Genomic DNA, 23,345 nt, shown 5'->3' with positions numbered 1-23,345 from the left:
CGGCATGCCGCTGCCCCGCAGTGCTTCTCCACATTCGCCTCATCTTTCAGCCCGGCGCTTGCGCCGGGCTTCATCGTCTTGGGAGAACCATCATGACCGACGATACCTGAACACCCGGCTCGGGTTTCGACTCTGCTTCCTGGCTCGTGCGAGACCGGGAATTTGTCAGACTGTGTGCGTCGATCCTCTCCGAAAACAAGGCAGCGTTGTTCGATGCGCTCGCCGCCGCGCGCATCGACACCGTGGAGGTTACATTCAATGGCTATGCGGACGAGGGGCAAATCGACGGCGCTGTCGCGGACGGAGAGGGCGGTGACACGGATCTCCAGAGTATCCATGTCGAGATCGCGCGGGTCGAATGGGGCAACCAAATTGTCACGCGCCAAACGCTCTCCCTGAAGGGCGCGATCGAGAAACTCGTCCACGACGTCCTTGAGCAGACCTACTCCGGATGAGAGAATAACCAGGGCGCCTACGGTGACTTCCTCTTCGACGTCGTGGAGCGAACGATCACGCTCAACTTCAATGAGCGCATCGAAACCTCCGAATTGACGCAGCATGTGTTCTGAAGGAGGAAGCAATGGCGCATCCCTATCATCATTCGCTCTCCTCGGTGAAGAAATGGGGCGGAGCGGTCGATGACTATCTGCCGATCCATAGCTGGTTCGATGTTATCTGGACTGTCAAGTCTCGCTGCCGTGCGACAATCAAGGTGAGACAGCAGCGTCAATCAGGATGAGAATGCGCCGGGCTGGACGGACGGAGCGAGGGCGTAGCCCGAGCGAAGTTCGTCCAGCCCGGCGTCGCACTTTTCGCCAAAGGGGTCAGTGCGGTCTGGCGACCGGGTCAAGTGTCTGATTCACAACGATCATGATCTCAGGCGAGAGACGAGCGCTGTGCGTTGTCCTCCCATGATGACGCCGGACCCGCAAAGTCAACGGCTTCGCCGTTCCCCCAGCGCGGACGCCTTCGGACGCCCGCTCCGGTGACTATGCGGGACCCCCGTCGCCTGCTGGGAGGCCTGCCGCACACGATGGGCGGCAGTAGTCAGGAGCATGTCGATGCATACCCTCACATCCACCATTCCGGTCTTCGTCTTCGGATCCAATCTCGCTGGTCGTCACGGTAAGGGCGCGGCCCTATGGGCCCGTCAGCATCGCGGCGCGATCTACGGCCAGGGCGTCGGGCGGCAAGGCAATGCCTACGCCATTCCGACCAAGGATCGCCAATTGCGGGTGCTCCCGCTGCACGTCATCCAAGCACATGTTGCCGACTTCCTCGATTACGCGCGGCAATGGCCTGACATCACGTTCGAGTTGACGCCCATCGGTTGCGGCTTGGCCGGTTATCGCCCCGACCAGATCGCTCCGATGTTCTCGAGCGCTCCCGCAAACGTGACGTTGCCGGATGCCTTCTCGGTAGCACTGGCGGCGGGGCCGCCTACGAGCTGACCGACCGGCGTGAAGCTGCAACTGATGCGCCTCGGCCTTCGCCGGAGCGTGCATACCGCCAAACCTAACCAAACACAGGGCGGCTCTCCGCCCAGCCAGAAAGCGAGGACAATATGGCTGATTGCGTATCTGCTTCAATCATGGTGGGCCGTAGCCGTACCTCAATCGGCTGTCTCGCCGAGATCGGACAGCAGCTGCTCGATGCGGCGCGCAATGCCGCAGTGGCGCTCGACCTCGCGCGGCCAAGCGCGATCACGGGCGTCATCGGCGAGGCTCAGCTCCAGAGCCCGCCTCTCGCGCAGCCGTGGCGCATAGGCCGGTGTCGTTACGAAACGCGAGCAGTTGAGGTAGAGGTCGCACTCGCACGGCCCTTCGCTCGGCAGCCGCAGGCAGTGCCCAAGCTCAAGCTCGGTTTTGAAGAAGTTGCTGCGCAGCCAGTCGATCGCGGGGCCGCCGAGCTCACCGGTGCGGATCGCGTCCGCGCCGGCGCCGGCGATAATGGCGCCCGGCTCGAGCACCGAGCGATAGTCGCGCAGCACCTCGGCGTCGCTGATCCGGGCGTAGATCATCGACATGTGCGGACTCTCGTGGCCAAGCACGCTCATGATCGTGTTCAGCTTGGCGCCGCGCTCCGCAAGCTGGGTGCCAACCGTATGCCGAAACCGGTGCGCGGTGATGGTTGGCCGATCCGCCTGGTCGACTAGGCCGGCAGCGTTGCAGGCGTCACGGAGCGCGTAATCGAAGAGGTAGAATGCCGACATAGGCCGGCCGCGGCGAAGAAACAGGAAGCGGACCCTGTCGCCGGTCCGGCCGTCGAGCAGCGGGTGGTCGGTTGCCGCTTTGCGCAACGCGATGATCGGGTGCAGTGCTTCAGCGGCGTCATCGTGCAGCGGCACGAGCCGCTCCTTCATGGTCTTGCCCGCAGGGATGCGCAGCCTGGCCGTTCCGTCTGGATAGGCGTCAAGGCAGTCGATCGGGAGCCGGCAGATCTCGCCGCGGCGGGCACCCGACCAGCGGGCAACAAGCAGCGCGGCGCGCTGCCAGGGGCATGGCAGCTCCACGACCGCTGCCATCAGCCCGGTCAGCTGATCGGCGGGAATGTAGCGCGGGATGCGCGTCGGCATCTTCGGCATGTCGCGATGGTCGAGCAACGGCCGGCTCGGCATATCCGGCCAGCCCCACGCGATCGCGTCGCGGAAGAACATGATGATCGCGGCGATCCGCGCACGTCGCGCCGTCGCCGACAACGACCGGCCGGTTTGCGTCCGGGCGTCTTCAGCCATCGCCGACACGAACCCGAGCGCATGATCGCGGGTGACATCGGCGAAACGCGACAACTCCGGGACGGCGATCGCGAGATGCTGCATGAAATGCCGAAGCGACACCTCCTGGTGATCGACGGTCTTCCTGCTGAGCGTGAACCGGCGGATCGCGATCCAGCGTTCGACCGCGGCTTGCATAACGGCGCGATCGGACGGCAGCGGCTCGCGGCGCTTGGACGGCAGTGCTGGATACTCGCCGACTTGCCCGCGATGATAGAGCAAGAGCTGAAGCTGGCGGGCGTTGATGCGCCAGCACCGTTTAAGCTCGGCCGCCGCTATCCGGCGGGCTGGCATCCGCTGCTTGTCCTGACCGTGGAAGATACGCTCGAACAGGCGCGCCAAGAGATCGCGGACCATATCCCAACCTACCCCGTCTCGTTGCGGACGGCTGCGCACGCGTCGGCGACAAATGGGAACCCTACTACGGTGAACTGTTGGAGGCGCGATGCTGGGCGATCAACCTTGCCAAGAATTACGCCGTCGACGAGGGCATCACATTCGTCCTGCTCAACGATGAGCACGATTCCAACATGTGATCGCCGGTTCGGATAGTTCGCTTAAAGGGTCCAGCACTAGTCGCCGGACCCTTTCTTTTTGGCTGGTGATCAAGAGGGAGGGGCGGGCCGGGAAGGGTTTGAGCCGCGACGGTCGAGGAGAGTGCCGGGCGGTTCGGCCCTTTCCCGCTCTCCGAAAGACATCCTCCCATGACCGAATCTCTCGTCGGCGGCGCCAGCGCCGCGCCGCTCTCGATGCGTGCTACCGCAGTCGTCGCAGCCGCGATTGTCAACGCTGCACGACAGATTTTGACCGAACTCGAACAGGGACGTCGCATCGATGCCGCTATTCTGCGCAACGCCATGGAGGCAGCGTTCGACAGCTCCGATGCGACCGGGGGCTGGAATTGGAAAACCGCCTACGATGCCTGCGAGGCGGCGACCGTCCTATTCTTGCGGCGGCATGGCGCCACCATGCGCGCCAAGGCGGCGTCGTCGGCGGCCATGCTGTCGATGCTGATGAGGATCACTGCTCTCCTTCCGACCCAGACACGCCGGTCCGAGGAAAGCCAATCCCTGCAGCAGTTCTCGACACCGATCGGATTGGCTTACGTCGCGAGCGTAGCCGCCGCGATTACGCCGGCCGACGTTGTGCTGGAGCCATCAGCCGGCACCGGCCATCTCGCCATCCTCGCAGAGCTCGCCGGCGCCTCCCTTGTCCTCAACGAGTTCGCCGAGAGCCGCGCCGGTATTCTCGGGGAGATCTTTCCTGCCGTCTCCACCACGCGGTTTGATGCCGCCCACATCAACGACCACCTCGATGGGCGCATCGTGCCGAGCGTCGTACTGATGAACCCGCCGTTCTCGGCCGCGGTTCATGTCGATCGCCCGACGGCGGATGCGGCATTGCGGCACGTCGGCTCCGCGTTGGTCCGTCTTCCAGAAGGCGGACGGCTGGTCGCCATCACGGGCGCAAACGTCTCCCCCGAAAATCCGGTGTGGACCGACTCCTTCAAGCGGCTCCAGGAACAAGGCCGGGTCGTGTTCTCGGCTGCGATTGACGGTGCCGTCTATGCCAAGCACGGCACCACCATCGACACCCGCCTGACAGTTATCGATCGCGTGCCGGCGGACGACATCGCGTCATTGCCACCATCTGCCGGCATCGCGCCAGACCTGCCGACTTTGCTCGGCTGGATCCTCCAGGGCGTGCCAGCACGTCGCCCAATTGCTGGCACGCCGACTGCGGTGGAGCCAACAATTGCCGGCCCATCGACGCCACGGAGTGTCCGCGCCTACATTGCCCAGCGTCAGCCGACGACCGCGGCGCTGGCATCCGATCTCGTGGCGACGGAAGTCGCCTATGAGCCCACCGAATGGGCGCCCACCGAAGCCGGCAAGATCACCGACGCGCTTTATGAATCCTACGCGTTGCAGTCGATCCGCATTCCGGGCGCGCATGCCCATCCCAGCAAACTCGTTCAGTCGGCCGCAATGGCCTCGGTCGCGCCGCCAAAACCGTCCTATCGGCCGCGTTTGCCCGCCAACGTCATCGCGCATGGCATCCTGTCGGACGCGCAGCTCGAGAGCGTCATCTACGCTGGTGAGGCGCATTCGGAGTTTCTTAGCGGTTCCTGGACGGTCGACGCGACTTTTGACATCGTGGCGGCCGCACGTGATGACGCGGAGAATGCCGTTCGCTTTCGTCGCGGCTGGTTTCTGGGAGATGGGACGGGCGCGGGCAAGGGGCGACAGGTCGCCGGTATCCTGCTCGACAACTGGCTCAAGGGCCGCCGTCGTGCGATCTGGATCAGCAAATCCGACAAGCTGATCGAGGATGCGCAGCGCGATTGGTCGGCGCTCGGCGTCGAGCGGCTGCTCGTGACGCCGCTTTCTCGCTTCCGGCAGGGCACGCCGATCCGGCTGTCGGAAGGTATCCTTTTTGCGACCTACGCTACGCTGCGCACTGACGAGCGCGGAGAAAAGCTTTCGCGCGTCCGTCAGATCGTCGAATGGTTGGGCTCCGATTTCGACGGAGTGATCGTCTTCGACGAGAGCCACGCGATGCAGAACGCGGTCGGCGGCAAGGGTGAGCGAGGAGACCAGGCGGCCTCTCAGCAGGGGCGCGCCGGCCTAAGGCTGCAGCATGCGTTGCCGAACGCCCGCGTCGTCTATGTCTCCGCGACCGGCGCCACCACGGTCCATAACCTCGCCTATGCCCAGCGCCTTGGTCTTTGGGGCGGCAGTGATTTCCCATTCACGACGCGAGCCGAATTCGTCGAATCGATCGAGGAGGGCGGCGTCGCAGCGATGGAGGTCTTGGCTCGCGATCTCAAGGCGCTCGGCCTTTATGCCGCGCGTTCGCTGTCTTATGAGGGCGTCGAATACGAGCTGGTCGAACACCAGCTCACCCCCGAGCAGATCCGCATCTACGACGCCTATGCGGGTGCGTTCAGCATCATCCATAACAATCTCGACGCGGCCATGCGGGCCGCGAATATCACCGGCGAAACTGGGACGCTTAACGCGCACGCGAAGTCCGCCGCGCGCTCCGCTTTCGAGAGCGCCAAGCAGCGCTTCTTCGGCCATCTGCTCACCTCGATGAAGACCCCCTCCCTGATCCGCTCGATTGAGCGCGATCTTGACGCGGGACACGCCGCCGTGATCCAGATCGTCTCGACCGGCGAGGCGCTGATGGAACGCCGGCTCGCCGAGACCCCAACCGAAGACTGGGGCGACGTGCAGGTCGACATCACCCCGCGCGAATATGTCCTCGACTATCTCGCCCATTCCTTCCCGGTCCAGCTCTACGAGCCCTTCACCGACAGCGAGGGCAATCTCTGCTCCCGGCCAGTCTATCGCGACGGCCAGCCGCTCGAGAGCAGGGACGCAGTCACCCGCCGCGACCGCCTGATCGAGAAGCTGGCCTCGCTCCCGGCCGTGCCGGGCGCGCTCGACCAGATTGTCCAGCGGTTCGGCACGGACGTGGTCGCTGAAGTTACCGGCCGCTCGCGCCGCGTCATTCGCAAACGGGATCGGCTGATGGTCGAAAACCGCGCCGCCTCGGCCAATCTCGCCGAGACCGCGGCCTTCATGGACGACGCCAAGCGCATCCTTGTCTTCAGCGAAGCAGGCGGCACGGGGAGAAGCTACCACGCCGAGCTCTCGGCACGGAATCGCAGGTTGAGGGTTCATTATCTGCTCGAGCCCGGCTGGAAGGCGGACGCCGCCATTCAGGGCCTGGGCCGCACCAACCGCACCAACCAGGCGCAGCCGCCGTTGTTTCGGCCGATCGCCACGGACGTAAAGGCGGAGAAGCGATTCTTGAGTACGATCGCGCGCCGGCTCGACACGCTGGGCGCGATCACCCGAGGCCAGCGCCAGACCGGTGGCCAAGGTCTCTTCAGACCCGAAGATAATCTCGAAAGCCATTACGGTCGCGACGCGCTGCGCCAGCTCTATCATCTTCTTGTGCGCGGCAAGGTGGAGGGGTGCTCGCTTGAGATGTTCGAGGATGCGACCGGTCTGAAGCTGATGGATGCCAACGGCATCAAGGATGAGCTACCGCCGATCACCACCTTCCTCAATCGCCTGCTGGCGCTCACCATCGACCTGCAGAACGTGCTCTTCGCGACGTTCGAGCAGTTGCTCAACGCCCGCATCGATGGCGCGATCGCGTCCGGCACCTACGATGGCGGCCTGGAGACACTTCGGGCCGAGAGCTTCGTCGTTGCTGACCGGCGTGTCATCTACACCCATCCGGGGACCGGCGCGGAAACACGGCTGCTGACCATCATCGAGCGACGGCGCAATCGTCCCGTGACGTTGGAGGAGGCGTTCGATCGGGTCTCCAATTCTTGCGCTGTCCCGCTGGTCGACGAGCGCTCGGGCCGCGCCGCCATTCAGGTGCCGGGACCGAGCCTCATGCTCGATGACGGCGAAATCGAGCGGCGCGTGCGGCTGATACGGCCGATGGAGCATAACAGCCTTCCGCTGAAGATGATGGCGGAAAGCCATTGGGCGCAAGCCGACCGCGAACGCTTCGCCGCGGCCTGGCAGGCGGAACTGGCCGAAGTGCCCGAGTTCACCGACAGCACCATCCATATGGCGGCAGGCCTGCTCTTGCCGATCTGGAAGCGGCTGCCGAACGAGTCGACCCGCGTCTATCGGCTTCAGACGGATGCCGGCGAGCGCATCATCGGTCGCAAGGTCTCGCCGGCCTGGGTGGCGACGACGCTGGCTGGCGACGCACCGGCGCTGACGCCGGACGCCGCCTTCGCCGCGTTGCTCGAAGGTCGCGCGGTTCTCAGCCTGACCGAAGGCCTGAAGCTTCGACGCGTCCGTGTGATGGGCACACATCGCATCGAACTGTCTGATTTCACTGACGGTATGCGAGACCGCCTGCGCGCCTATGGGCTCTTCGGGGAGATCATTTCCTGGAAGCTGCGCATGTTCGTTCCGACTGACACCGCTGGCGTCGGCGTGCTCGCCAAGGTGCTCGAATGTTATCCGGTCGAACGAGTCAGTGAACGGGAGGCGGCGTGATGTCCCGCGATGCTTCCGAACTGGCCCACCGTCTCGCGCTTGCTGCCGAGGCCGTGTGCCGCCACTACCTTTCCAATGGAAAGCGCGATGGGCGATATTGGCTGGTTGGCGATGTCCACAATACGCCGGGCCGTTCAATGTTTGTACGGCTCCAGGATTCCTCGAAGGGACCTGCCGGAAAATGGACAGACGCAGCAACCTCCGAGCACGGCGATTTGCTCGACGTCATCAGAGAAAGCCTTGGGCTTCTCGACTTCCGCGAGGTCGCGGAGGAGGCGCGGCGATTTCTGAACTTGCCCCGTGCTGAACCACAATCGGCCTTGAAATCGGTGCATCCGCCAGCACCGGCCGGATCGCAAGAGGCAGCAAGACGGCTGTTTGCAATTTCGGGTCCGATCGAGGGCACCATCGTTGAGACGTACTTACATCGTCGTGGAATAGCCCACGTGCACCATGGTGGCAGCCTCCGTTTCCATCCGCGTTGTTACTATCGGCCTGACGAGCATCTGCCGACCGAGACCTGGCCGGCCATGATCGCCTGCGTCACCGACCTTGATGGCAAAATCACCGGCGCGCATCGCACATGGCTCGATCCGCTGGGCTTTGATCGGATCCGTCTCGGCAAGGCCCCGATCGACACGCCGCGACGAGCCATGGGCGACCTCCTCGGCAATGCGGTTCGCTTCGGGGCAGCGGACGACGATGTGCTCATCGCCGGCGAAGGCATCGAGACCATGTTGTCGCTACGCTGCATGCTTCCGACCTTGCCGATGGCCGCTGCGCTATCGGCCAACCACCTCTCAGCCATCGCATTGTCATCGAGTTTGCGCCGGCTCTATATCGCCCGCGACGCCGATGCCGCTGGGGACGCGGTGCAAGCCGTTCTGTTGCAACGCGCGGAAATCGCCGGCATCGAAGCGATTCCACTATCGCCTCGACTCGGCGACTTCAATGAGGATCTGCACGTCTTTGGCCTTGATGCACTTCGGGCGGCCTTGCGGATCCAGCTGGCACCGGAGGACGTCTCCCGCTTTCTGCTTCTGCCGGCCACTGTCAGATAGGCGCGTTTGGCTGCCATCAACGTCGATAGCTCGGTGGCGCGGCAGATTCCGATGCCGGAAAGCCGCGACCACGGCCTTCTAGAGGGCGATCGGACGGCAGCCGGCCCGGGCCGGCAATGGCTGCGGCCAGCTATTTTCCGCCGCGCGCCGCGAAGGGACGATCACATTATATAGGGGGCGATGGCGCGCTTTGCATCGCGAAGCAAAATAGCCGGCCTCCGCCATCCTTCGCTGGCGCTGCGGCCCTCCGCTAGCGCTCCGGGTGCTGGCCCGTCCCGCCCGCCGTGAGGTGATCGCCACGAAGGCCGCGATGGACGCGGCCGTTCCGGCAAAGGACCTCATCCCATGACCGATCGCGACGACATCGAACTACAGCATACGGCATCTCCGACCGACATCGTCCTCAACGAATTGCAGCTCTTTGGCTACCGTCCATTCGACGACCAGCCCGATCCAAGACCTCTACCGGAAGGCAAGATGATCGCGGGCGCCGTTGCCGACATCTTCGACGCACTGGTCGCCACGCTGAACGACACCCGGCTCGAACCGGACCTTCCGGATCTGCTCTGGTCGACCGTCAACCTCTTCCACCGTGCCACGGACCGCATAGAACGCGAACTGGACAACAATGAACAGGCCCAACGCAAAAGCCAGCGCGAGCAGAACGGCTCGGAAGTGCGATCAGTCGAACTCGAGCGCCTGACGGCTGAAGGCATCACACTGATCGAGCGCCGCAATTGCCTCGAACTCTTCCGCGAACAGGCCATCGAACGTTTCGAGGTCCACACGGGCTTAGCCTGGCGCCCTCGATCGGGGTCACTCGTCAACCACCGGACCCTCACCGCGGCGATGATCGACTCCCGCGACTTTCTCGCGGCCAAGCGCCGCACCGAGACTGAGGTCATGTTGCCAGCAGGGCCGAAGATCGCACTCACGGGCGGCTTTGACTTCAACGACCACCACTTGATCTGGGATCGCCTCGACAAGGTTCACGCCAAGCATCCCGACATGGTCCTGATCCATGGCGGCTCGCCAAAAGGCGCAGAACTGATCGCCGCCAAATGGGCGACCACCCGAAAGGTGCCACAGATCGCGTTCAAGCCGGATTGGACCAAGCACGCCAAGGCAGCGCCTTTCAAGCGCAACGACGCCATGCTCGAACTACTGCCGATCGGCGTCATGCATTTCCCGGGCACCGGAATCCAGGACAATCTCGCCGACAAGGCGAAGCGCTTCGGCATCGCGGTCTGGAAATTCGGCGCTTCGTGAGCGCCGACCTGCCATCTTCCACACCACCGAGGTGGAGTTGCATCGCCGCAACTCCGCCTCGTTTCGATTGCATATCCAGAACCGCGCCGTGGTGGTGGTGGAAGGCGCGACCGTTACACCCTTGCAACATGGAGCCACCACCATGCTCGCCCTTGGACTACTCCTCAACACTGTTGGCCTCGGTGTCATCTGCTGGCTAATGTTCACGCTGGCGGTTTACATTCTGCCTTTTATCGTGGCGCTCAATGCTGGCTTTTGGGCCTACTATAGTGGCGCCGGTGTGCTTGGCACGCCGCTTGTTGCCGTCGCCGCTGGCGGCATGACGCTGGCAATCGCACAAATCGCGTTCGCAATGACACAATCTCTGATCTTGCGTACCGTCATTGCGGCCGCCTTTGCTTTGCCGGCCACATTCGCCGGCTATCATCTCGCTCTTGCAATAGCGCACTTCGGAGTGCCTTCGCCTGTTTGGCAGCAGCTCTTCGCTTGTTTCGGCGCGGTCTTCATCGGCGGTACAGCATGGACGCGATTGACCATCTTAACCGAGCCCCGCCCGCTCGATTCGAACGCGGCAGTCGGGAGCGGTCCTCAGCCAGGTCTCGCAGCCGCAGCGCGTCAGAAATGATGCTTGCCATCCGGCTCTTCGGTAGCTGGCGGAATCCGCACGCCGAAGTGGGAGCAACGAGATTGTGCGAAAGGTAATCGCGACTTTCCTCGCAGTACTCGATGAGATGGCGTTGGTTGCGTCCGGTACACATCGATCCGGCCCTGGAGTCGGTCGCTTGCGGTTGGCTTTATGCTGACAACTACCGCTTTTGCCTGCCTTCGTTTCTTTTCCTACGCCGAACCGTAATGACCTCTTGCCTTGTTGAACCGACGCTCGCCATTTTCTCCTGGATTTTGTGGTTCAGCACGCGACGCACAGGGCCTCTTTGATGGCTCGATCTGGCCGAAGACCGGGCTGCGCCTCGATCGCCTGAGCCGCAACGCCGTCGCAGCGACTTTCTTCCCCTGGGCTTCGCCCATTCCTCGCGAGGCAAGAAAGTCGCTGCGACGGCATCCTCCGCTGCGCTGCGGCCCTTCGGGTGCGTCGCCGATCGTCTTCGGCCCGCAGATCGCCATCGAGGCCGCGGTGGTCGCGGGCTCGAAACACAAACAGGAGAAGACACATGGCTACCATCGGTTCGTTCAAGAAGGTCGGCAACGATTTCCAGGGCGAGATCGTCACCCTCAGTCTGCAGGCCAAAGGCGTCCGCATCGTCGCGGAAACCAGCCCCTCCAACGAAAAGGCTCCCAGCCACCGCATCTTCGTGGGACGAGCCGAGAACCGCGCAGGTCATCGAGACGGTATATGATACGCCTTCTGGCCGTATCCGCTTAATTCCTCAGGGAGCGAGATTAATTGGCATTTACGACAGCCAAATCGCATTCGGCCAATCTCGGGTACTCTTGGTGTGGACTCGGCTCATTATGCCGAATGGTCGCTCGATTGTATTGGAACGGCAACAGGGTGCTGACGCAGGTGGCTATTCCGGTCTCGAGGATGAGGTCGACAATCATTGGAAAGAGCTGTTCGGAGCTGCCGCTCTGTCGACGTTGCTCGGCGTCGGTTCGGAACTTGGGTCCGGCGCTGACAGCGGCAGCAACACAGCGCTTCTGCAAGCCCTTCGGCTGGGCGCGGCTAATTCGCTCAACCAAACAGGACAACAGGTTGTCCGTCGAAATCTCAACGTTCAGCCAACGCTATCTATCAGACCGGGATTTCCAGTCACTGTGATAGTCAACCGCGATCTTGTGCTCGAGCCGTACAGAGGATGAGAGCGATGGCTAAGCTTAGACTCGGAGCGATCGAGGACGATAAGCCGGTTAAACTCACACACGAATTGCCAGCGAGCGTACATCGGGACCTTGTCGCCTACGCGAAATCCTCGCACGCGAAACTGGTCAGCCGATCAATGATCCAGCCAAACTCATTGCACCCATGTTGGCGCGGTTCATGGCAACGGACAGGAGCTTTTTGAAGGCTCGCCGCGCTCGTCACCCCTCTAAGCGTGGCGAGGGATAGCGCTCGGAGAGCATCTTGAGGAAAGCATTCAAGGCGGGGTTTTCGTTATCGCTTTGCCAATATGCTGAATAGTCCAATCTACTTGGCCCAGTGCCATCACGCAGCTCCCGATACACCAGACCTGAGAAATTGGCGCCAATGTCTGATTCCAAGACCAGGCTGATACCCACTTTCATTGTAACGAGGCTCTTCACGACGCCGCGACTGATATCATGACGTTCAATCCTTGGGCGATCGTCTGGCGACATAAGCTTCGAAACCAACAGGTCTTCGATCTCGCGCCCTGGATCGTATTCGCTTAATATGATCGTTTCATCGCGCAAGTCAGTCCAATAGACGACTTGCTGTGCTGAAAGCGGATGGTCCTCAGGCAACACAACTAATACTCGCTCACTCCAAAGGAATTTTGTCTTGCTGTCCTGCAACGATGTGCTTCCACCCGTTAGAATTAGAACATCGAGCACACTATTACGGAGTGCGGTCGCCAAACGCGTGCGCCTGCGCTCAACGGTGGCAAGTTCGATCTGCGGAAATCTCTGCCGAAAATCAAGCAAAGATGCTCTCAGGTTGCCGGTTGTGAGCGATGTACAGAAACCAATTGCTAGCCGGCCGCTCTCACCGTTACGCGTCGACTTCGCGGTTGCCAGGAGCGCGTCAAGTTCTTCGAGGATCGTTCTTGCCATGCGTAGAATTTGTCGCCCGGCAGGAGTGGACCTCACTCCACCGCTTGAACGCTCAAACAGTGTGACGCCGATCGAGAGTTCGAACTGGCAAACGGTACGGCTGAGCGTCGATTGTCGTACCGCCAGGCTCTCGGCTGCTTTTCGAAAACTCCCATAATCCGCGGCTGCGACAGCGAATCTAAGGTGCCGCAGATCAACCGATAAGAGCCGATTTGGTGCAGGGAGCTTGAGGGAGCCACTTACTAACATTTTTGAATTTCCAAATGCATTATCCGGCTGGGCGCTCACGGCGACATATAGCGGTTTTCCGCGAAAGATCGTCTGCTGTAGTTCAGGCGTTTAGCTGAAGTGGTCCCGGTTGTCTGAACAGATTTTCCGCGTCGCTAAGTGGAGCCTATGCCGTGGTTAGGCTGCCAAGCGGAGGGGCAGCGGGTTGAAGTAGGCTTGATCGGGGGTGATCCCGTCAAGGCTCGAATGCGGTCTTCGGCTGTTGTAAAAGTCGAGATAGCGGCCGATCGATGCACGGGCTTCGCTGACGCTGTCATAGGCCCTCAGGTAGACTTCCTCGTATTTGACGCTACGCCATGGCCGCTCGACGAACGCGTTGTCGCGCCATGCGCCCTTGCCGTCCATGGTGATCGACAGCCGCCACGACAGGACGCGGCGACACTGACCTTTACCAAGGTCGGCCGTTCTGCGCTCCCTCATAGGAGAAACCAGTCGAAGGCTGTCGATTCACACGCAAAATTGTAGCCCGTTGACAGGCGTCGACACGGAAGGTAATCTAACGAATGTTAGAAAATAGCGGCTCGCTGGAGAGAAATTAAAATGTCGAACGCGAACCATCAGCCGCTGGCGGATCCGGCGCGCTTCACGTCCCCGACCAGATTTGTCGATAGCGACGCCGCAGAGGTGAGGGCCTTCGTAAAGTCTGCTTTGCGTGGCCTGAGCTCCAGCGTTTCCAACACGGAAAAGGCAATCCAACTATTCGAAGCTGTGCGCGATGGAATCCGGTATGATCCCTACACGTTTGAACTGGACCCCAATGCTTATCGCGCCAGTGTGGTGGCAGGCGTGGAGTCTGCGTTTTGCGTGCCCAAGGCGATCCTGCTGACCGCTTGCTTGCGTGCTGTTGGGATTCCAGCTGCATTGGGGTTCGCCGACGTCCGTAACCATCTGAATACGCCGAAGCTGACCGAGCTGATGCAAACGGACCTCTTCATCTATCACGGATACGTGCAGCTGTGGCTCGACGGAAGGCCCTACAAGGTTACGCCGGCCTTCAACATGGAGCTGTGCAAGCGCTTCGGCGTAAAGCCTCTTGTCTTCGACGGGGCATCTGACGCGCTGTTTCATCAGTTCGACGAAAAGAATCAGAGGCACATGGAATATGTTCATGACCGGGGCTTGTACGTGGACGTGCCATTTGACGAATTCCTGACTGCATTCAAGGCAACCTATCCGAGGCTGGAGGAATTTAACCGTTGCCGGATCGCGGGACAGGACGCCAAAGGCCCTGAAGATGTTTTTACTTCGATGAACGAAGGGCATCGCAAGTGACGTACTTAGAGGATTTCAAGGTTGGACAAATCTTTGCGTTCCGCACGCCGCCCTTAAGCAAGGACGAGATCATTTTGTTTGCCAGGGAATGGGATCCGCAGCGGCTGCATACGGATGAAGACTATGCCAGGCAAATCCATGGCGGTCTGATCGCATCGGGATTCCAGACGCTTCTGCTCGTATTCAGGCCGATTATGCGAGATTTCATGACGGGGGTCGCAAATATCGGTGGTTTGGGTTTCGAGAGGCTATGCTGGAACATGCCAGTACGGCCGAATGAACCGCTTGATATCACGCTAGAAATGCAGGCAATTCAGCCCTCCCGAAGCAAGCCCGATCGCGGTGTTATCGGCTACCGTGTCGAAGCGCGTAACATGGCAGGAGAGCCCGTGCTGACCGTCGATACCGCTGCGATGGTTAAACGAAAGACAATGTTAGCGTCATGAGCAATGTGAGGGCGCATTCACAGGAAGATCTGCGGATGCTGCGCGCAAGCGTGCGCACACTTTTGGAGCGCGCGGGCGGCATCGCGCGCGCCCGTAACGCTCGCGAAAATGGCTGGGATCGGCGGGTGATGAGCCAGTTGGCCGATGCGGGCGTGCTTGGCGTCGCCGCTCGAGAATCGGTCGGTGGGCTTGGCATGGGCCTTATGGCGGCCGGCGTTATTTCGGAGGAGGTTGGCCGCGCGCTCGCGCCCGAACCGGTGGTGCCAGCCATCGCCCTTGCGATCGGAATGATGCAACGGGTATGTCCGGGCGATACGACGCTCGCTGTGGCGATCACTGGCGAAATCGCGTCTGCCTTCGCTTGGCAGGAACGCGGCCCTCGAGGTTATCCTGACCAAATGGCGTGCCGTTTCGACGGCAAAGCGCTGAACGGCTCGAAGGCCTGGGTTGCCGGCGCGGTCGGCGCGGATCAACTGCTCGTGGTGGCGCAAAATAATTCCCAGCCTGTTCTTGTTGCCCTCGATGCTGATGGCAAGGGGATCTATTCGGAGCCGCGACGACAGTCCGACGGAAGCCAGCTCTGTGACATCGACTTTGTCGACGCCCCAGCTAAAGTGCTTGCCGAAGGCTCGGTGGTGTCGGAAGCGTTGTCCGGCGTCGTTGCCGACGCTACGGCGCTCGCCGCCGCGGAGTTGGTCGGCGTCAGCGCGAAAGCGCTCGAACTGACACTCGATTATGTGAAGACGCGCGAACAGTTCGGCAAACCGATCGGGTCGTTTCAGGTGATCCAGCACCGCGCCGTAGACCTGTATGTCAGCCAGCAGGTGGCCGAGGCGGGGGTGAGCGAGGCGCTGGCCCGGATGCATGTGTGCACCGATCCGCGCGCGCGCACACGTGAGGCGAGCCGCGCCAAAGCTCGCGCCTGCAGCACGGCCAAGAAGATCACGCGGGAGTCGATTCAACTTCACGGCGCAGTCGGCTATGCGGACGAGTTCGACATCGGTTTGTTTCTGAACCGTGCGCTTGTGCTTTCGGCCTGGCTCGGGGACGCGGCTTACCACCGGGCTCAGTGGATGGATGCCGTTGAGGCAAAGGCTGATGACTGACTGGAATGCATTGAGTGATGAAGCGTTCCGCCGCCAGGTTCGCACTTTCTTCGAGACGGAGTATCCCGAAGAACTACGCCATCTACCGCATCGGGCGAAGTTCGCCGAGATCCGCCAATGGCACGAGAAGCTCTACGCCAAGGGCATGGTCGCACCAGCTTGGCCGGTCGAATATGGCGGGATGGGTCTGGAAGCTTCGAAGCTGCTTATCTTTTATGAAGAGCAGCAGCGCTGGGGCGTGACCCGGGGCCGTGACATGGGTGTGCAGATGGTTGGTCCCCTGATCATCAAGTTCGGCACCCAGGCGCAGAAACACTACTGGCTGCCGCGTATCCTGAGTTGTGAGCACATCTGGTGTCAGGGCTACTCCGAGCCGGGCTCGGGGTCCGATCTCGCCAGTCTGCGCACCAGTGCCGTAATCGACGGCGATTATTTCGTGATCAACGGGCAGAAGATCTGGACCACGATGGCTCATGACGCCACACACATCTTCATGCTGGTGCGCACCGATCCTCGTGCGACGAAAAAACAGGAAGGCATCAGCTTCGTGCTCGCCGAAATGAACCAGCCGGGCATCGCAGTTCGCACGATCACGACGCTCGCGGGCGAAGACGAGTTCTGCGAGGTGTTTTTCGACAATGCCCGCGCGCCCTGCGAGAACCTGATTGGCGAACTGAACAAGGGGTGGGCAATGGCCAAGACCCTGCTCGGCTTCGAACGAATCTTCATCGGTGCGCCCAATCTGGCGCAAAACGCACTGGTTCAGTTACGGACGATTGCGCAAGGGCGCTACATGTTCAACGATCCGGTGTTCCGCGATCGCTTTGCGAAGGTCGCTTTGGATGTTGAGGATCACGCGGCGCTCTATACCCGCTTCGCCGACCAACTCAAGCGAGGCGAGACGCTCGGCCCGGATGTGTCGATGTTGAAGATCTGGGTGACCGAGACGTTTCAGGAGATTACCGAACTGATGATCGAAGCCGCGGGGCCTGACGGCGGCATGATCGGTCCCTTGCAGGTTGGCAATGTCGGTATCGACGTGCTGGCGAACTTCTACAAGGCGCGACCGACGACGATCTACGGGGGGACGAATGAGATCCAGCGCAACATCTTGTCCAAAGCAGTTCTCGGGTTGCCTGAGTGAAGGCCGGTTGCCCACACATTAAAGGAGGAAAAACAGTCATGACTGAACGCTACGCCAAGTACAATAGGCTGAAATTCGATCATCCAGCGGACCGTGTTCTTCGGATCACGTTCGATCGTCCCGAAACCTTCAACTCCGTGGATGCGGAAACGCACACGCAAATGACCGACATGTGGATTGATGTCGACCGCGACCCCAACATCAACGCGGTTATCGTGACGGGGGCTGGCAAGGCGTTTTCGGCGGGAGGAGATTTCAGCCTGATCGAAAGAATAGCGGGCAACTTCGACGAAATGATGAGAACCTGGAAGGAAGCCAAGGATCTCGTCTACAACATCATCAATTGCAACAAGCCTATCATCTCGGCGATCAATGGCCCAGCCGCGGGTGCGGGGCTCGTTGTCGGAATTCTGGCTGACGTGTCGATCGCAGGCAAGCGAGCCAAGATTGTTGACGGGCACCCTCGCCTGGGGGTTGCCGCAGGTGACGTAGCGGCGATCATTTGGCCGCTGCTCTGCGGCATGGCAAAGGCAAAGTATTATCTTCTGACGTGCAAGGCAATCTCCGGCGAAGAGGCCGAGCGCATTGGCTTGGTATCCATGTGTGTCGACGATGATCAACTGCAGCAAGTCGCTCTCGACACCGCGGTCGAGTTGGCAAACGGCGCGCAAAGCGCGATCCGCTGGACAAAGTATTCACTAAATAACTGGTTGCGCCAGGCCGGGCCAATCTTCGACGCTTCCACTGCGTTCGAGATGCTGGGTTTCATGGGCCCTGACGTCAAGGAAGGCGTGCTGTCACATCGGGAGAAGCGCGCTCCGAATTTTCGCAAGGACTGCCCTATTTAGTTTGCGCGGGAGAGAGGTAGCAAGCATATGCCCGACGCGATTTACCGGGAGATCGCTGCAGCCTATGGCCAGGCGGCACGTAAGGCACCCGGCCTAAAGGCACGCTTCGATGCGGCTGATTTCGACCCGGCAAGCATCAGATCATTGAGGGATCTCTCTCGCCTGCCGGTTCTGAAGAAAGAACAGCTCCTGGCACTCCAAAGGGACAATCCGCCCTTCGGAGGCTTTCTCGCAGCCGATCCCGAAAGCCTGTCGCGGATCTATGTGTCGCCCGGACCGATCTTCGAGCCTTCATTGTCGGGAGGTGGCGGGCACGGCCTCGAGGAGCTGTTCAAGGCTGCGGGGATCACGGTGGGCGATCTCATCCTGAACACATGGTCCTATCATCTGGTCCCGGCAGGTCTTCTGTTCGACGAAGCGGCGCGTGCAGTCGGCGCGACTGTCATTCCCGGTGGTACGGGAAACCGTGAGCTGCAGGCGCAGATCATCGTTGAAACCGGGGTTACCGCGGTCTGCGCCAGCACGGCATTCTTCCTTACATTGGCGGATGCGGTAATCGAGACGTATGGGCGGAACGCTTGGAAGGTCAGATCAGCATTCCTCGGCGGCGAGATGGGCGACTGGATGGCGAAACGGCGTCGTATCGAAGCGGACTATGGTGTTACAACCTGGGCCGCCTATGCGACGGCCGATCTGGGTCTTGTAGCTTATGAGGATGACGGCGAGGGGTATGTTGTGCATCCCAATCACGTGGTGCAGATCTGCGATCCCATCAGTGGGGAACCCTTGGCCGCCGGCGAAACCGGTGAGATCGTGGTGACCGCACGCGATGCCAACTGGCCGATGATCCGCTTCGGCACTGGAGATAGCAGCTTCGCTCTTGAGAGTGATGGAGATGGTCGCGTTACGCGTCTTTCGGCCTTGCAGGGACGAGTCGGCGCGGCCGTAAAAGTCCGCGAGATTTTCGTTTACCCCCGCGCCATCGAAGAGGTGGTTATCGCGACCCCGGGCGTGCGCGCCGCCCAGGCGGTTGTGACATGCGAGAACGATCGGGATACCGTGCGCCTCTTGCTCGTCGCCGAGCCCGGCGCCGATCGTATCATGGCCCAAACACGCGCCATCGAAGCTTTTGCCACCAGCGCACGAATTCGGGCCGATGGCGTGGAATTTATCGATATCCTGGAGGAGAACGCGTCGCTGATTGTAAACAAGAAAGACGCTTAGCCGGCGTGAGATCCAGCGCGCAAGGCACGCCGCCTCGTTCGTTTGCTCGTGGAGGGCAAGTCGCGATGATGAAACGAAGGACCGGCATCGTACTGAAGGCCATCCAACAGCAGGCTCTGCAACATCACAATCAGTTCAGACAGCGAATAGTATCCATCGCGTTGGCCCTTTTCGGGATTGAACCACTCTACAGTCCAGTTGAGCGCTCCCAGCATGGCCTGCCGCAAAGGCACAACCTTGATATCGGAGCGCAGCTCACCCGCTTCCTGCGCTTTGCGTAAGCAGTCATCCCAAAGGTTCGCGTATTTGTGTCGTATTGGCTGATGACGTGCTCGCACCTTCTTGGGTAGCTGCCCGTAGATGCGGATATTCGCAGACGTAAATTCGCTCAAACGAAAGAGGTACTCCATATGGGTACGGATCGCGGCGGCGATCCGGCTGCGGTGATCGGGAAACTGATGTGTCTTCGAAATGGTCGCCGACATTCCGCGCAAGACCGCTCGCAATCCGATATCGAGCACTTCGTCGAGTATCTCATCCTTTGAACTAAAATGATAATAGATGCTGCCTGCTTCCATGCCGGCTTCTTGCGCGATATCTCGCATTGTTGCGGCCTTGTACCCTCTGTCGCGAAAAATTCGCGCTGCAGCGGAGAGCACTTGGACGCGGGTGCGGGATGATTTGCTGTCGTCGGAATCAATCAGGTCCAGGGTTTCCAGTTCGATTGGAGCTGGCTGTTTCAATGGCATGCCGCGTGCGATGGACATTCCGTCCAAAAGAAGTTTACACAAGCGCTCAGACAGCATGCTTACGGGATAGCGCGTCGCATCATACCATTCGACTGTCCAATTCATTGCTCCCAGCACGAACTGTCGCAGCGGTACGACTTTGATGTCGCTCCGAATGTCCCCGGCCGTTTGAGCCTCTGCCAAGAAATTGTCCCACACGGAGGTGTAGGCTTGGCGCAGTGGTCGATGGGCCACGCGCATGTCCTGAGGAAGCCTCGAGTAATTTCGGATATTTGCCGAAGTGAAATCACTTTCTTTCAGGAAATACGTCAAGTGCGCGTCGATCATCAAGGCGAATGTCTGGCGGAAATCCCTGCCGGAGAGCCGGCAATCCTCTCGGACCTTCTGTACGGCGTCGAAAACGTGCCGTACCCCCAATCGAAGGATTTCGTCGAAGATCGCCTCCTTCGACGCAAAGTGATAATATAGGCTACCCGCCTCCATACGCGCAGCCTTCGCGATCTTGCGGAGCGTCGTGGCATCGTATCCTTCATCTCGAAATAGCTTCGCGGCGGCGCTCAGGATGAGGGCGCGCGTCTGCTCCGACTTGCCATGATTCTTTCCAGTAGTTCCAAGCTGCGGTGAGGGCGAATTCATATTGTGTAATTTGCCTCTAGACATCGAAATAGCAAGTGCGATAATCTAACATACGTTAGAATTTGGTCGCCAAGGTAGAACACCGATGGCGTATCCGCGGAAGGGAGGGGTGATAACCATGCGCGGGCTCAAAGGGAAGCGGACAATCGTAACCGGCGGCGGCAGCGGGATCGGACGCGAGGTCTGCAAGCGATTTGCCGAAGAAGGCAGCGAGGTCGCCGTTTTCGACATCAATGCCGCGGGTGCGGCCGAAACAGTGAAAATCATAAAGGATGCAGGTGGCAAAGCCACTGCCTACGCCGTTGACATCACCGACCGTGCGGCAGTCGATGCGGCTGTGGCCGAAGTGGAGAAAGTCGGACCCGTCGATGTTCTGGTCAACAATGCCGGCTGGGACGTACCTCGACTTTTCCTGGAATCCGACGCGACACTTTGGAAAAAGGTTATTGACATTAACCTCTACGGTCCGCTGAACATGCATCACGCGGTACTTCCGGGCATGGTTAGAAACGGAGGCGGGCGCGTGGTCAATATCAGTTCCGACGCGGGCCGCGTTGGCTCCTCAGGCGAAGCTGTTTACTCGGCCTGCAAGGGCGGCATTATCGCCTTCACCAAAACAGTGGCGCGGGAATTGGCGCGCAAGGGAATACAGCTCAATGCCGTGGCCCCAGGGCCGACCGACACACCGCTTTTCGCCGAATTCTCGAAGGGCGAAGGTGGCGAGAAAATCGCGGAAGGTCTCAAGCGTTCCATTCCGATGAGGCGGCTCGCGCAACCGACCGACTACCCGGGGATCATCTGCTTCCTTGCCTCCGACGACGCTGGTTTCATCACCGGCCAAGTGATTTCGGTCTCCGGCGGGCTGACGATGCATGGATGACGTGCGCGACGGCGGCGCCCTCAACTTGCGGATTGATACGGCCGGACCGTGCCGAGATACCGTATCGGATGAAATGGTATGTTTACGCCATCTAAAGACATCCAGGACGGCAGCGCGATCAGAGCTTTTCTCACGCGCTGCGGCCTGACAGATTACGAAAGTCTCGTCGAGCGGGCGGACGCCGGCCCCGATTGGTTCTGGTCACAAATTCTCGATCTTGCGAACGTACGGTTTTCGCGTCGTTACCGAACGTTGCGGGACGTGAGCGGTGGGCCAGCCGGAATCCGTTGGGCCGCGGACGCCACTCTCAACCTCACCGAGACTTGCCTTGACGCTCGTATCGAAGTTGGGCTCGGGGAAAAAGCCGCCATCGACTGGATCGGCGAAGACGGGGAACGGCGCGTCTGGACCTACCGCGATCTCGCCAGCGAAAGCGCCCGGGTTGCCAGCGCCCTGGCCGCCCGCGGCGTCGGCGCGGGTGATGCGGTTGGCATCTACATGCCGATGGTGCCCGAGATCGAAGCGGCCCTCCTGGGCGTTGCGAGGCTCGGCGCTATCGCCGTCCCCCTGTTCTCCGGATACCCGGCGCCGGCCGTGGCGGCACGCTTGAACGACTGCGCGGCCAAAGCGGTTTTGACGGCCGATGCGAGTAGGCGTCGCGGCAAGCCTGTTCCCATGGAATCCGTGCTGGTTGAGGCTCTGGCCGACGTATCCAGCGTGCACACGGTGATCAGCCTGCGCCGTTTCGGCGGCAGCGCTGCCGACCCACGGCGGGATCTGGACTGGGCTGCCACAGTCGGGGCCGCAAAGGCGGATTTTGCACCCGTTCCGGTTGCATCAGAGGCGCCGCTGATGATTGCCTACACGTCTGGGACAACCGGTCGGCCCAAGGGGGTGGTTCACACGCATCTCGGTGTGCAGGCGGCGGCAACGACCAATTTCTTGTTGTGCCTCGACTTGAAGCGCGAGGACCGGCACCTGTGGATGACCGATATGGGCTGGGTTATGGGCCCGCTGACCCTGATCTCGACGCTTCTGGCGGGCGCGACACTGGTGCTGGCCGAAGGGGCGCCCTCCATGCCGGACGATCCATTTCGCCTGCTGCGCCTCGCGAGCGAACACGGCGTTACCCATCTTGGCGTCGCGCCCACGTTGGTGCGACAGTTCATGAGAAGCGATCCCGGTCCGCTGGCGCGGTACAATCTCTCCGCTCTGCGCATCGTCGCTTCCACCGGCGAACCCTGGACCGAGGATGCCTGGTTCTGGCATCTGGAACACATCTGCCGCCACAGGGCGGTGCCACTCAACATCTCCGGCGGGACTGAGCTTTTTGGCGCAATCCTGACGTCGACCGTGCTGCACACGTTGCGGCCCTGCGGCTTTTCCGGCGAGGCGTTGGGCGTCGGGGCCAAGGTGCTACGACCGGATGGGTCCGAGGCCGGTGACGGCGAGGTGGGCGAGTTGGTGGTCACCAAGCCGCCGCTGGGCCTGACCCCGACGATCTGGCGAGATCACTCGCGATATCTCGAGACCTACTGGTCCGATTACCCCGGCGTTTGGCGGCATGGCGATTGGGCGCGCCGCGATTCCGACGGAACATGGTTCATTCTCGGCCGTTCGGACGACACACTCAACATTGCCGGCAAGCGTATCGGCCCGACCGAGATCGAGGCCGCACTAACCGCCACTGGTAGTGTGATCGACGCCGCTGCAATTGCAGCGCCGGATGATCTAACAGTTTGCTGAAAAACCTCGAAGTGGAGAGTTTTCTTAGTTGTGGCCGGTCGTTGTTGGGGGGCCTCGGTGAGGTTGGATGTGGTTTTCCAGCCTGGTGTTGGTGCCCCCTGACGCGGGTGGCTAAG

17 protein-coding genes and 5 pseudogenes are annotated in these 23,345 nt (G+C 61.0%); 18 read left to right on the top strand and 4 right to left on the bottom strand.

Annotated features, from left to right (window positions below; translation table 11 throughout):
- Window positions 1-146: 146 nt before the first annotated feature.
- The 3 genes and pseudogenes from G8O24_RS45665 (at window position 147) to G8O24_RS23880 (ending at window position 1,451) form a co-directional block, all read left to right on the top strand.
- Window positions 147-569: pseudogene (locus tag G8O24_RS45665) on the top strand (DUF6878 family protein).
- Window positions 570-580: 11 nt separating this feature from the next.
- Window positions 581-739 (top strand): DUF6915 family protein, encoded by a 159-nt coding sequence (locus G8O24_RS23885; protein ID WP_188103730.1) that lies wholly within the window; start codon window positions 581-583, stop codon window positions 737-739.
- Window positions 740-1,061: 322 nt separating this feature from the next.
- Window positions 1,062-1,451, top strand: coding sequence for an A1S_2505 family phage non-structural protein (locus G8O24_RS23880; RefSeq protein ID WP_188103596.1), 390 nt, complete (start codon window positions 1,062-1,064; stop codon window positions 1,449-1,451).
- 161 nt (window positions 1,452-1,612) lie between these two features.
- Here the strand turns inward: G8O24_RS23880 and G8O24_RS23875 are convergent, their stop codons facing one another.
- Window positions 1,613-3,115: a tyrosine-type recombinase/integrase gene (locus tag G8O24_RS23875; protein ID WP_202988770.1), complete on the bottom strand. Its 1,503-nt coding sequence runs from the start codon at window positions 3,113-3,115 to the stop codon at window positions 1,613-1,615.
- 362 nt (window positions 3,116-3,477) lie between these two features.
- Between G8O24_RS23875 and G8O24_RS23870 the strand changes: the two genes are divergently transcribed.
- The 7 genes and pseudogenes from G8O24_RS23870 (at window position 3,478) to G8O24_RS23840 (ending at window position 12,207) form a co-directional block, all read left to right on the top strand.
- On the top strand, window positions 3,478-7,812 hold the full coding sequence (locus G8O24_RS23870) for a strawberry notch-like NTP hydrolase domain-containing protein (RefSeq protein ID WP_188103594.1): 4,335 nt from the start codon (window positions 3,478-3,480) through the stop codon (window positions 7,810-7,812).
- Complete coding sequence (locus G8O24_RS23865) at window positions 7,812-8,873, top strand: DUF7146 domain-containing protein (protein WP_188103592.1); 1,062 nt, start codon at window positions 7,812-7,814, stop codon at window positions 8,871-8,873. Before G8O24_RS23870 ends, G8O24_RS23865 begins: the two co-directional genes overlap by 1 nt.
- 345 nt (window positions 8,874-9,218) lie before the next feature.
- Window positions 9,219-10,142 (top strand): DUF2493 domain-containing protein, encoded by a 924-nt coding sequence (locus tag G8O24_RS23860; protein WP_188103591.1) that lies wholly within the window; start codon window positions 9,219-9,221, stop codon window positions 10,140-10,142.
- A gap of 37 nt (window positions 10,143-10,179) precedes the next feature.
- Window positions 10,180-10,767, top strand: coding sequence for a hypothetical protein (locus tag G8O24_RS23855; protein ID WP_244645971.1), 588 nt, complete (start codon window positions 10,180-10,182; stop codon window positions 10,765-10,767).
- A 460-nt stretch (window positions 10,768-11,227) separates the two neighbouring features.
- Window positions 11,228-11,467, top strand: a pseudogene (locus G8O24_RS23850) (DUF736 family protein); the annotation flags it as partial.
- Window position 11,468: 1 nt separating this feature from the next.
- Window positions 11,469-11,960, top strand: a pseudogene (locus G8O24_RS23845) (TraB/TrbI/VirB10 family type IV secretion system protein); the annotation flags it as partial.
- Window positions 11,961-11,965: 5 nt separating this feature from the next.
- A pseudogene (locus G8O24_RS23840) lies at window positions 11,966-12,207 on the top strand (DUF2274 domain-containing protein).
- On the opposite strand, the gene G8O24_RS23835 reads toward G8O24_RS23840, so the two are convergent.
- Both G8O24_RS23835 and G8O24_RS23830 read right to left on the bottom strand, forming a co-directional pair.
- Window positions 12,180-13,139: a LysR family transcriptional regulator gene (locus G8O24_RS23835; protein WP_188103712.1), complete on the bottom strand. Its 960-nt coding sequence runs from the start codon at window positions 13,137-13,139 to the stop codon at window positions 12,180-12,182. The pseudogene G8O24_RS23840 and the gene G8O24_RS23835 sit on opposite strands and share 28 nt — an antisense overlap.
- Window positions 13,140-13,295: 156 nt before the next feature.
- Window positions 13,296-13,535 (bottom strand): annotated as a pseudogene (locus tag G8O24_RS23830) (integrase core domain-containing protein); the annotation flags it as partial.
- A gap of 183 nt (window positions 13,536-13,718) precedes the next feature.
- On the opposite strand from G8O24_RS23830, the gene G8O24_RS23825 reads away from it, so the two are divergent.
- The 6 genes from G8O24_RS23825 to G8O24_RS23800 are packed head-to-tail and all read left to right on the top strand — an operon-like array spanning window position 13,719 to window position 19,218.
- Window positions 13,719-14,450: a transglutaminase-like domain-containing protein gene (locus G8O24_RS23825; RefSeq protein WP_188103587.1), complete on the top strand. Its 732-nt coding sequence runs from the start codon at window positions 13,719-13,721 to the stop codon at window positions 14,448-14,450.
- Window positions 14,447-14,896 carry a MaoC/PaaZ C-terminal domain-containing protein gene (locus tag G8O24_RS23820; protein WP_188103585.1) on the top strand — a complete coding sequence of 150 codons (450 nt, stop codon included), beginning with the start codon at window positions 14,447-14,449 and terminating at the stop codon, window positions 14,894-14,896. Before G8O24_RS23825 ends, G8O24_RS23820 begins: the two co-directional genes overlap by 4 nt.
- Entirely contained in the window at window positions 14,893-16,002 is a 1,110-nt protein-coding gene (locus tag G8O24_RS23815; RefSeq protein WP_210324909.1) for an acyl-CoA dehydrogenase family protein, read from the top strand. Before G8O24_RS23820 ends, G8O24_RS23815 begins: the two co-directional genes overlap by 4 nt.
- On the top strand, window positions 15,995-17,146 hold the full coding sequence (locus G8O24_RS23810; RefSeq protein WP_188103581.1) for an acyl-CoA dehydrogenase family protein: 1,152 nt from the start codon (window positions 15,995-15,997) through the stop codon (window positions 17,144-17,146). Before G8O24_RS23815 ends, G8O24_RS23810 begins: the two co-directional genes overlap by 8 nt.
- Before the next feature lie 38 nt (window positions 17,147-17,184).
- Window positions 17,185-17,994 (top strand): enoyl-CoA hydratase/isomerase family protein, encoded by an 810-nt coding sequence (locus G8O24_RS23805; protein ID WP_188103579.1) that lies wholly within the window; start codon window positions 17,185-17,187, stop codon window positions 17,992-17,994.
- Window positions 17,995-18,021: 27 nt separating this feature from the next.
- Window positions 18,022-19,218, top strand: coding sequence for a phenylacetate--CoA ligase family protein (locus tag G8O24_RS23800; RefSeq protein WP_188103577.1), 1,197 nt, complete (start codon window positions 18,022-18,024; stop codon window positions 19,216-19,218).
- On the opposite strand, the gene G8O24_RS23795 is transcribed toward G8O24_RS23800, so the two are convergent.
- The gene (locus G8O24_RS23795; protein WP_188103575.1) at window positions 19,215-20,603 is read right to left on the bottom strand and encodes a TetR/AcrR family transcriptional regulator; all 1,389 of its coding nucleotides are present in this window, start codon (window positions 20,601-20,603) and stop codon (window positions 19,215-19,217) included. The genes G8O24_RS23800 and G8O24_RS23795 overlap by 4 nt on opposite strands.
- A gap of 118 nt (window positions 20,604-20,721) precedes the next feature.
- On the opposite strand from G8O24_RS23795, the gene G8O24_RS23790 reads away from it, so the two are divergent.
- On the top strand, window positions 20,722-21,483 hold the full coding sequence (locus G8O24_RS23790) for a glucose 1-dehydrogenase (protein ID WP_188103574.1): 762 nt from the start codon (window positions 20,722-20,724) through the stop codon (window positions 21,481-21,483).
- A gap of 78 nt (window positions 21,484-21,561) precedes the next feature.
- Complete coding sequence (locus tag G8O24_RS23785) at window positions 21,562-23,229, top strand: AMP-binding protein (RefSeq protein ID WP_188103572.1); 1,668 nt, start codon at window positions 21,562-21,564, stop codon at window positions 23,227-23,229.
- Window positions 23,230-23,345: the final 116 nt, after the last annotated feature.

The organism is Bradyrhizobium campsiandrae (assembly GCF_014529705.1).
GTDB classification, from domain to species: Bacteria; Pseudomonadota; Alphaproteobacteria; order Rhizobiales; family Xanthobacteraceae; genus Bradyrhizobium; species Bradyrhizobium campsiandrae.
The sequence above is the reverse complement of the archived record's forward strand: the minus strand, read 5'-3'. Positions and strand labels throughout refer to the sequence as shown.

Excerpts from the sequence above, each read along its gene's own strand:
- G8O24_RS23885 (WP_188103730.1), top strand. The coding sequence starts at position 581 with ATGGCGCATCCCTATCATCATTCGCTCTCCTCGGTGAAGAAATGGGGC.
- G8O24_RS23880 (WP_188103596.1), top strand. The coding sequence starts at position 1,062 with ATGCATACCCTCACATCCACCATTCCGGTCTTCGTCTTCGGATCCAAT.
- G8O24_RS23870 (WP_188103594.1), top strand. The coding sequence starts at position 3,478 with ATGACCGAATCTCTCGTCGGCGGCGCCAGCGCCGCGCCGCTCTCGATG.
- G8O24_RS23865 (WP_188103592.1), top strand. The coding sequence starts at position 7,812 with ATGTCCCGCGATGCTTCCGAACTGGCCCACCGTCTCGCGCTTGCTGCC.
- G8O24_RS23860 (WP_188103591.1), top strand. The coding sequence starts at position 9,219 with ATGACCGATCGCGACGACATCGAACTACAGCATACGGCATCTCCGACC.
- G8O24_RS23835 (WP_188103712.1), bottom strand. The coding sequence starts at position 13,139 with ATGTTAGTAAGTGGCTCCCTCAAGCTCCCTGCACCAAATCGGCTCTTA.
- G8O24_RS23825 (WP_188103587.1), top strand. The coding sequence starts at position 13,719 with ATGTCGAACGCGAACCATCAGCCGCTGGCGGATCCGGCGCGCTTCACG.
- G8O24_RS23815 (WP_210324909.1), top strand. The coding sequence starts at position 14,893 with ATGAGCAATGTGAGGGCGCATTCACAGGAAGATCTGCGGATGCTGCGC.
- G8O24_RS23810 (WP_188103581.1), top strand. The coding sequence starts at position 15,995 with ATGACTGACTGGAATGCATTGAGTGATGAAGCGTTCCGCCGCCAGGTT.
- G8O24_RS23805 (WP_188103579.1), top strand. The coding sequence starts at position 17,185 with ATGACTGAACGCTACGCCAAGTACAATAGGCTGAAATTCGATCATCCA.
- G8O24_RS23800 (WP_188103577.1), top strand. The coding sequence starts at position 18,022 with ATGCCCGACGCGATTTACCGGGAGATCGCTGCAGCCTATGGCCAGGCG.
- G8O24_RS23795 (WP_188103575.1), bottom strand. The coding sequence starts at position 20,603 with ATGAATTCGCCCTCACCGCAGCTTGGAACTACTGGAAAGAATCATGGC.
- G8O24_RS23790 (WP_188103574.1), top strand. The coding sequence starts at position 20,722 with ATGCGCGGGCTCAAAGGGAAGCGGACAATCGTAACCGGCGGCGGCAGC.
- G8O24_RS23785 (WP_188103572.1), top strand. The coding sequence starts at position 21,562 with ATGTTTACGCCATCTAAAGACATCCAGGACGGCAGCGCGATCAGAGCT.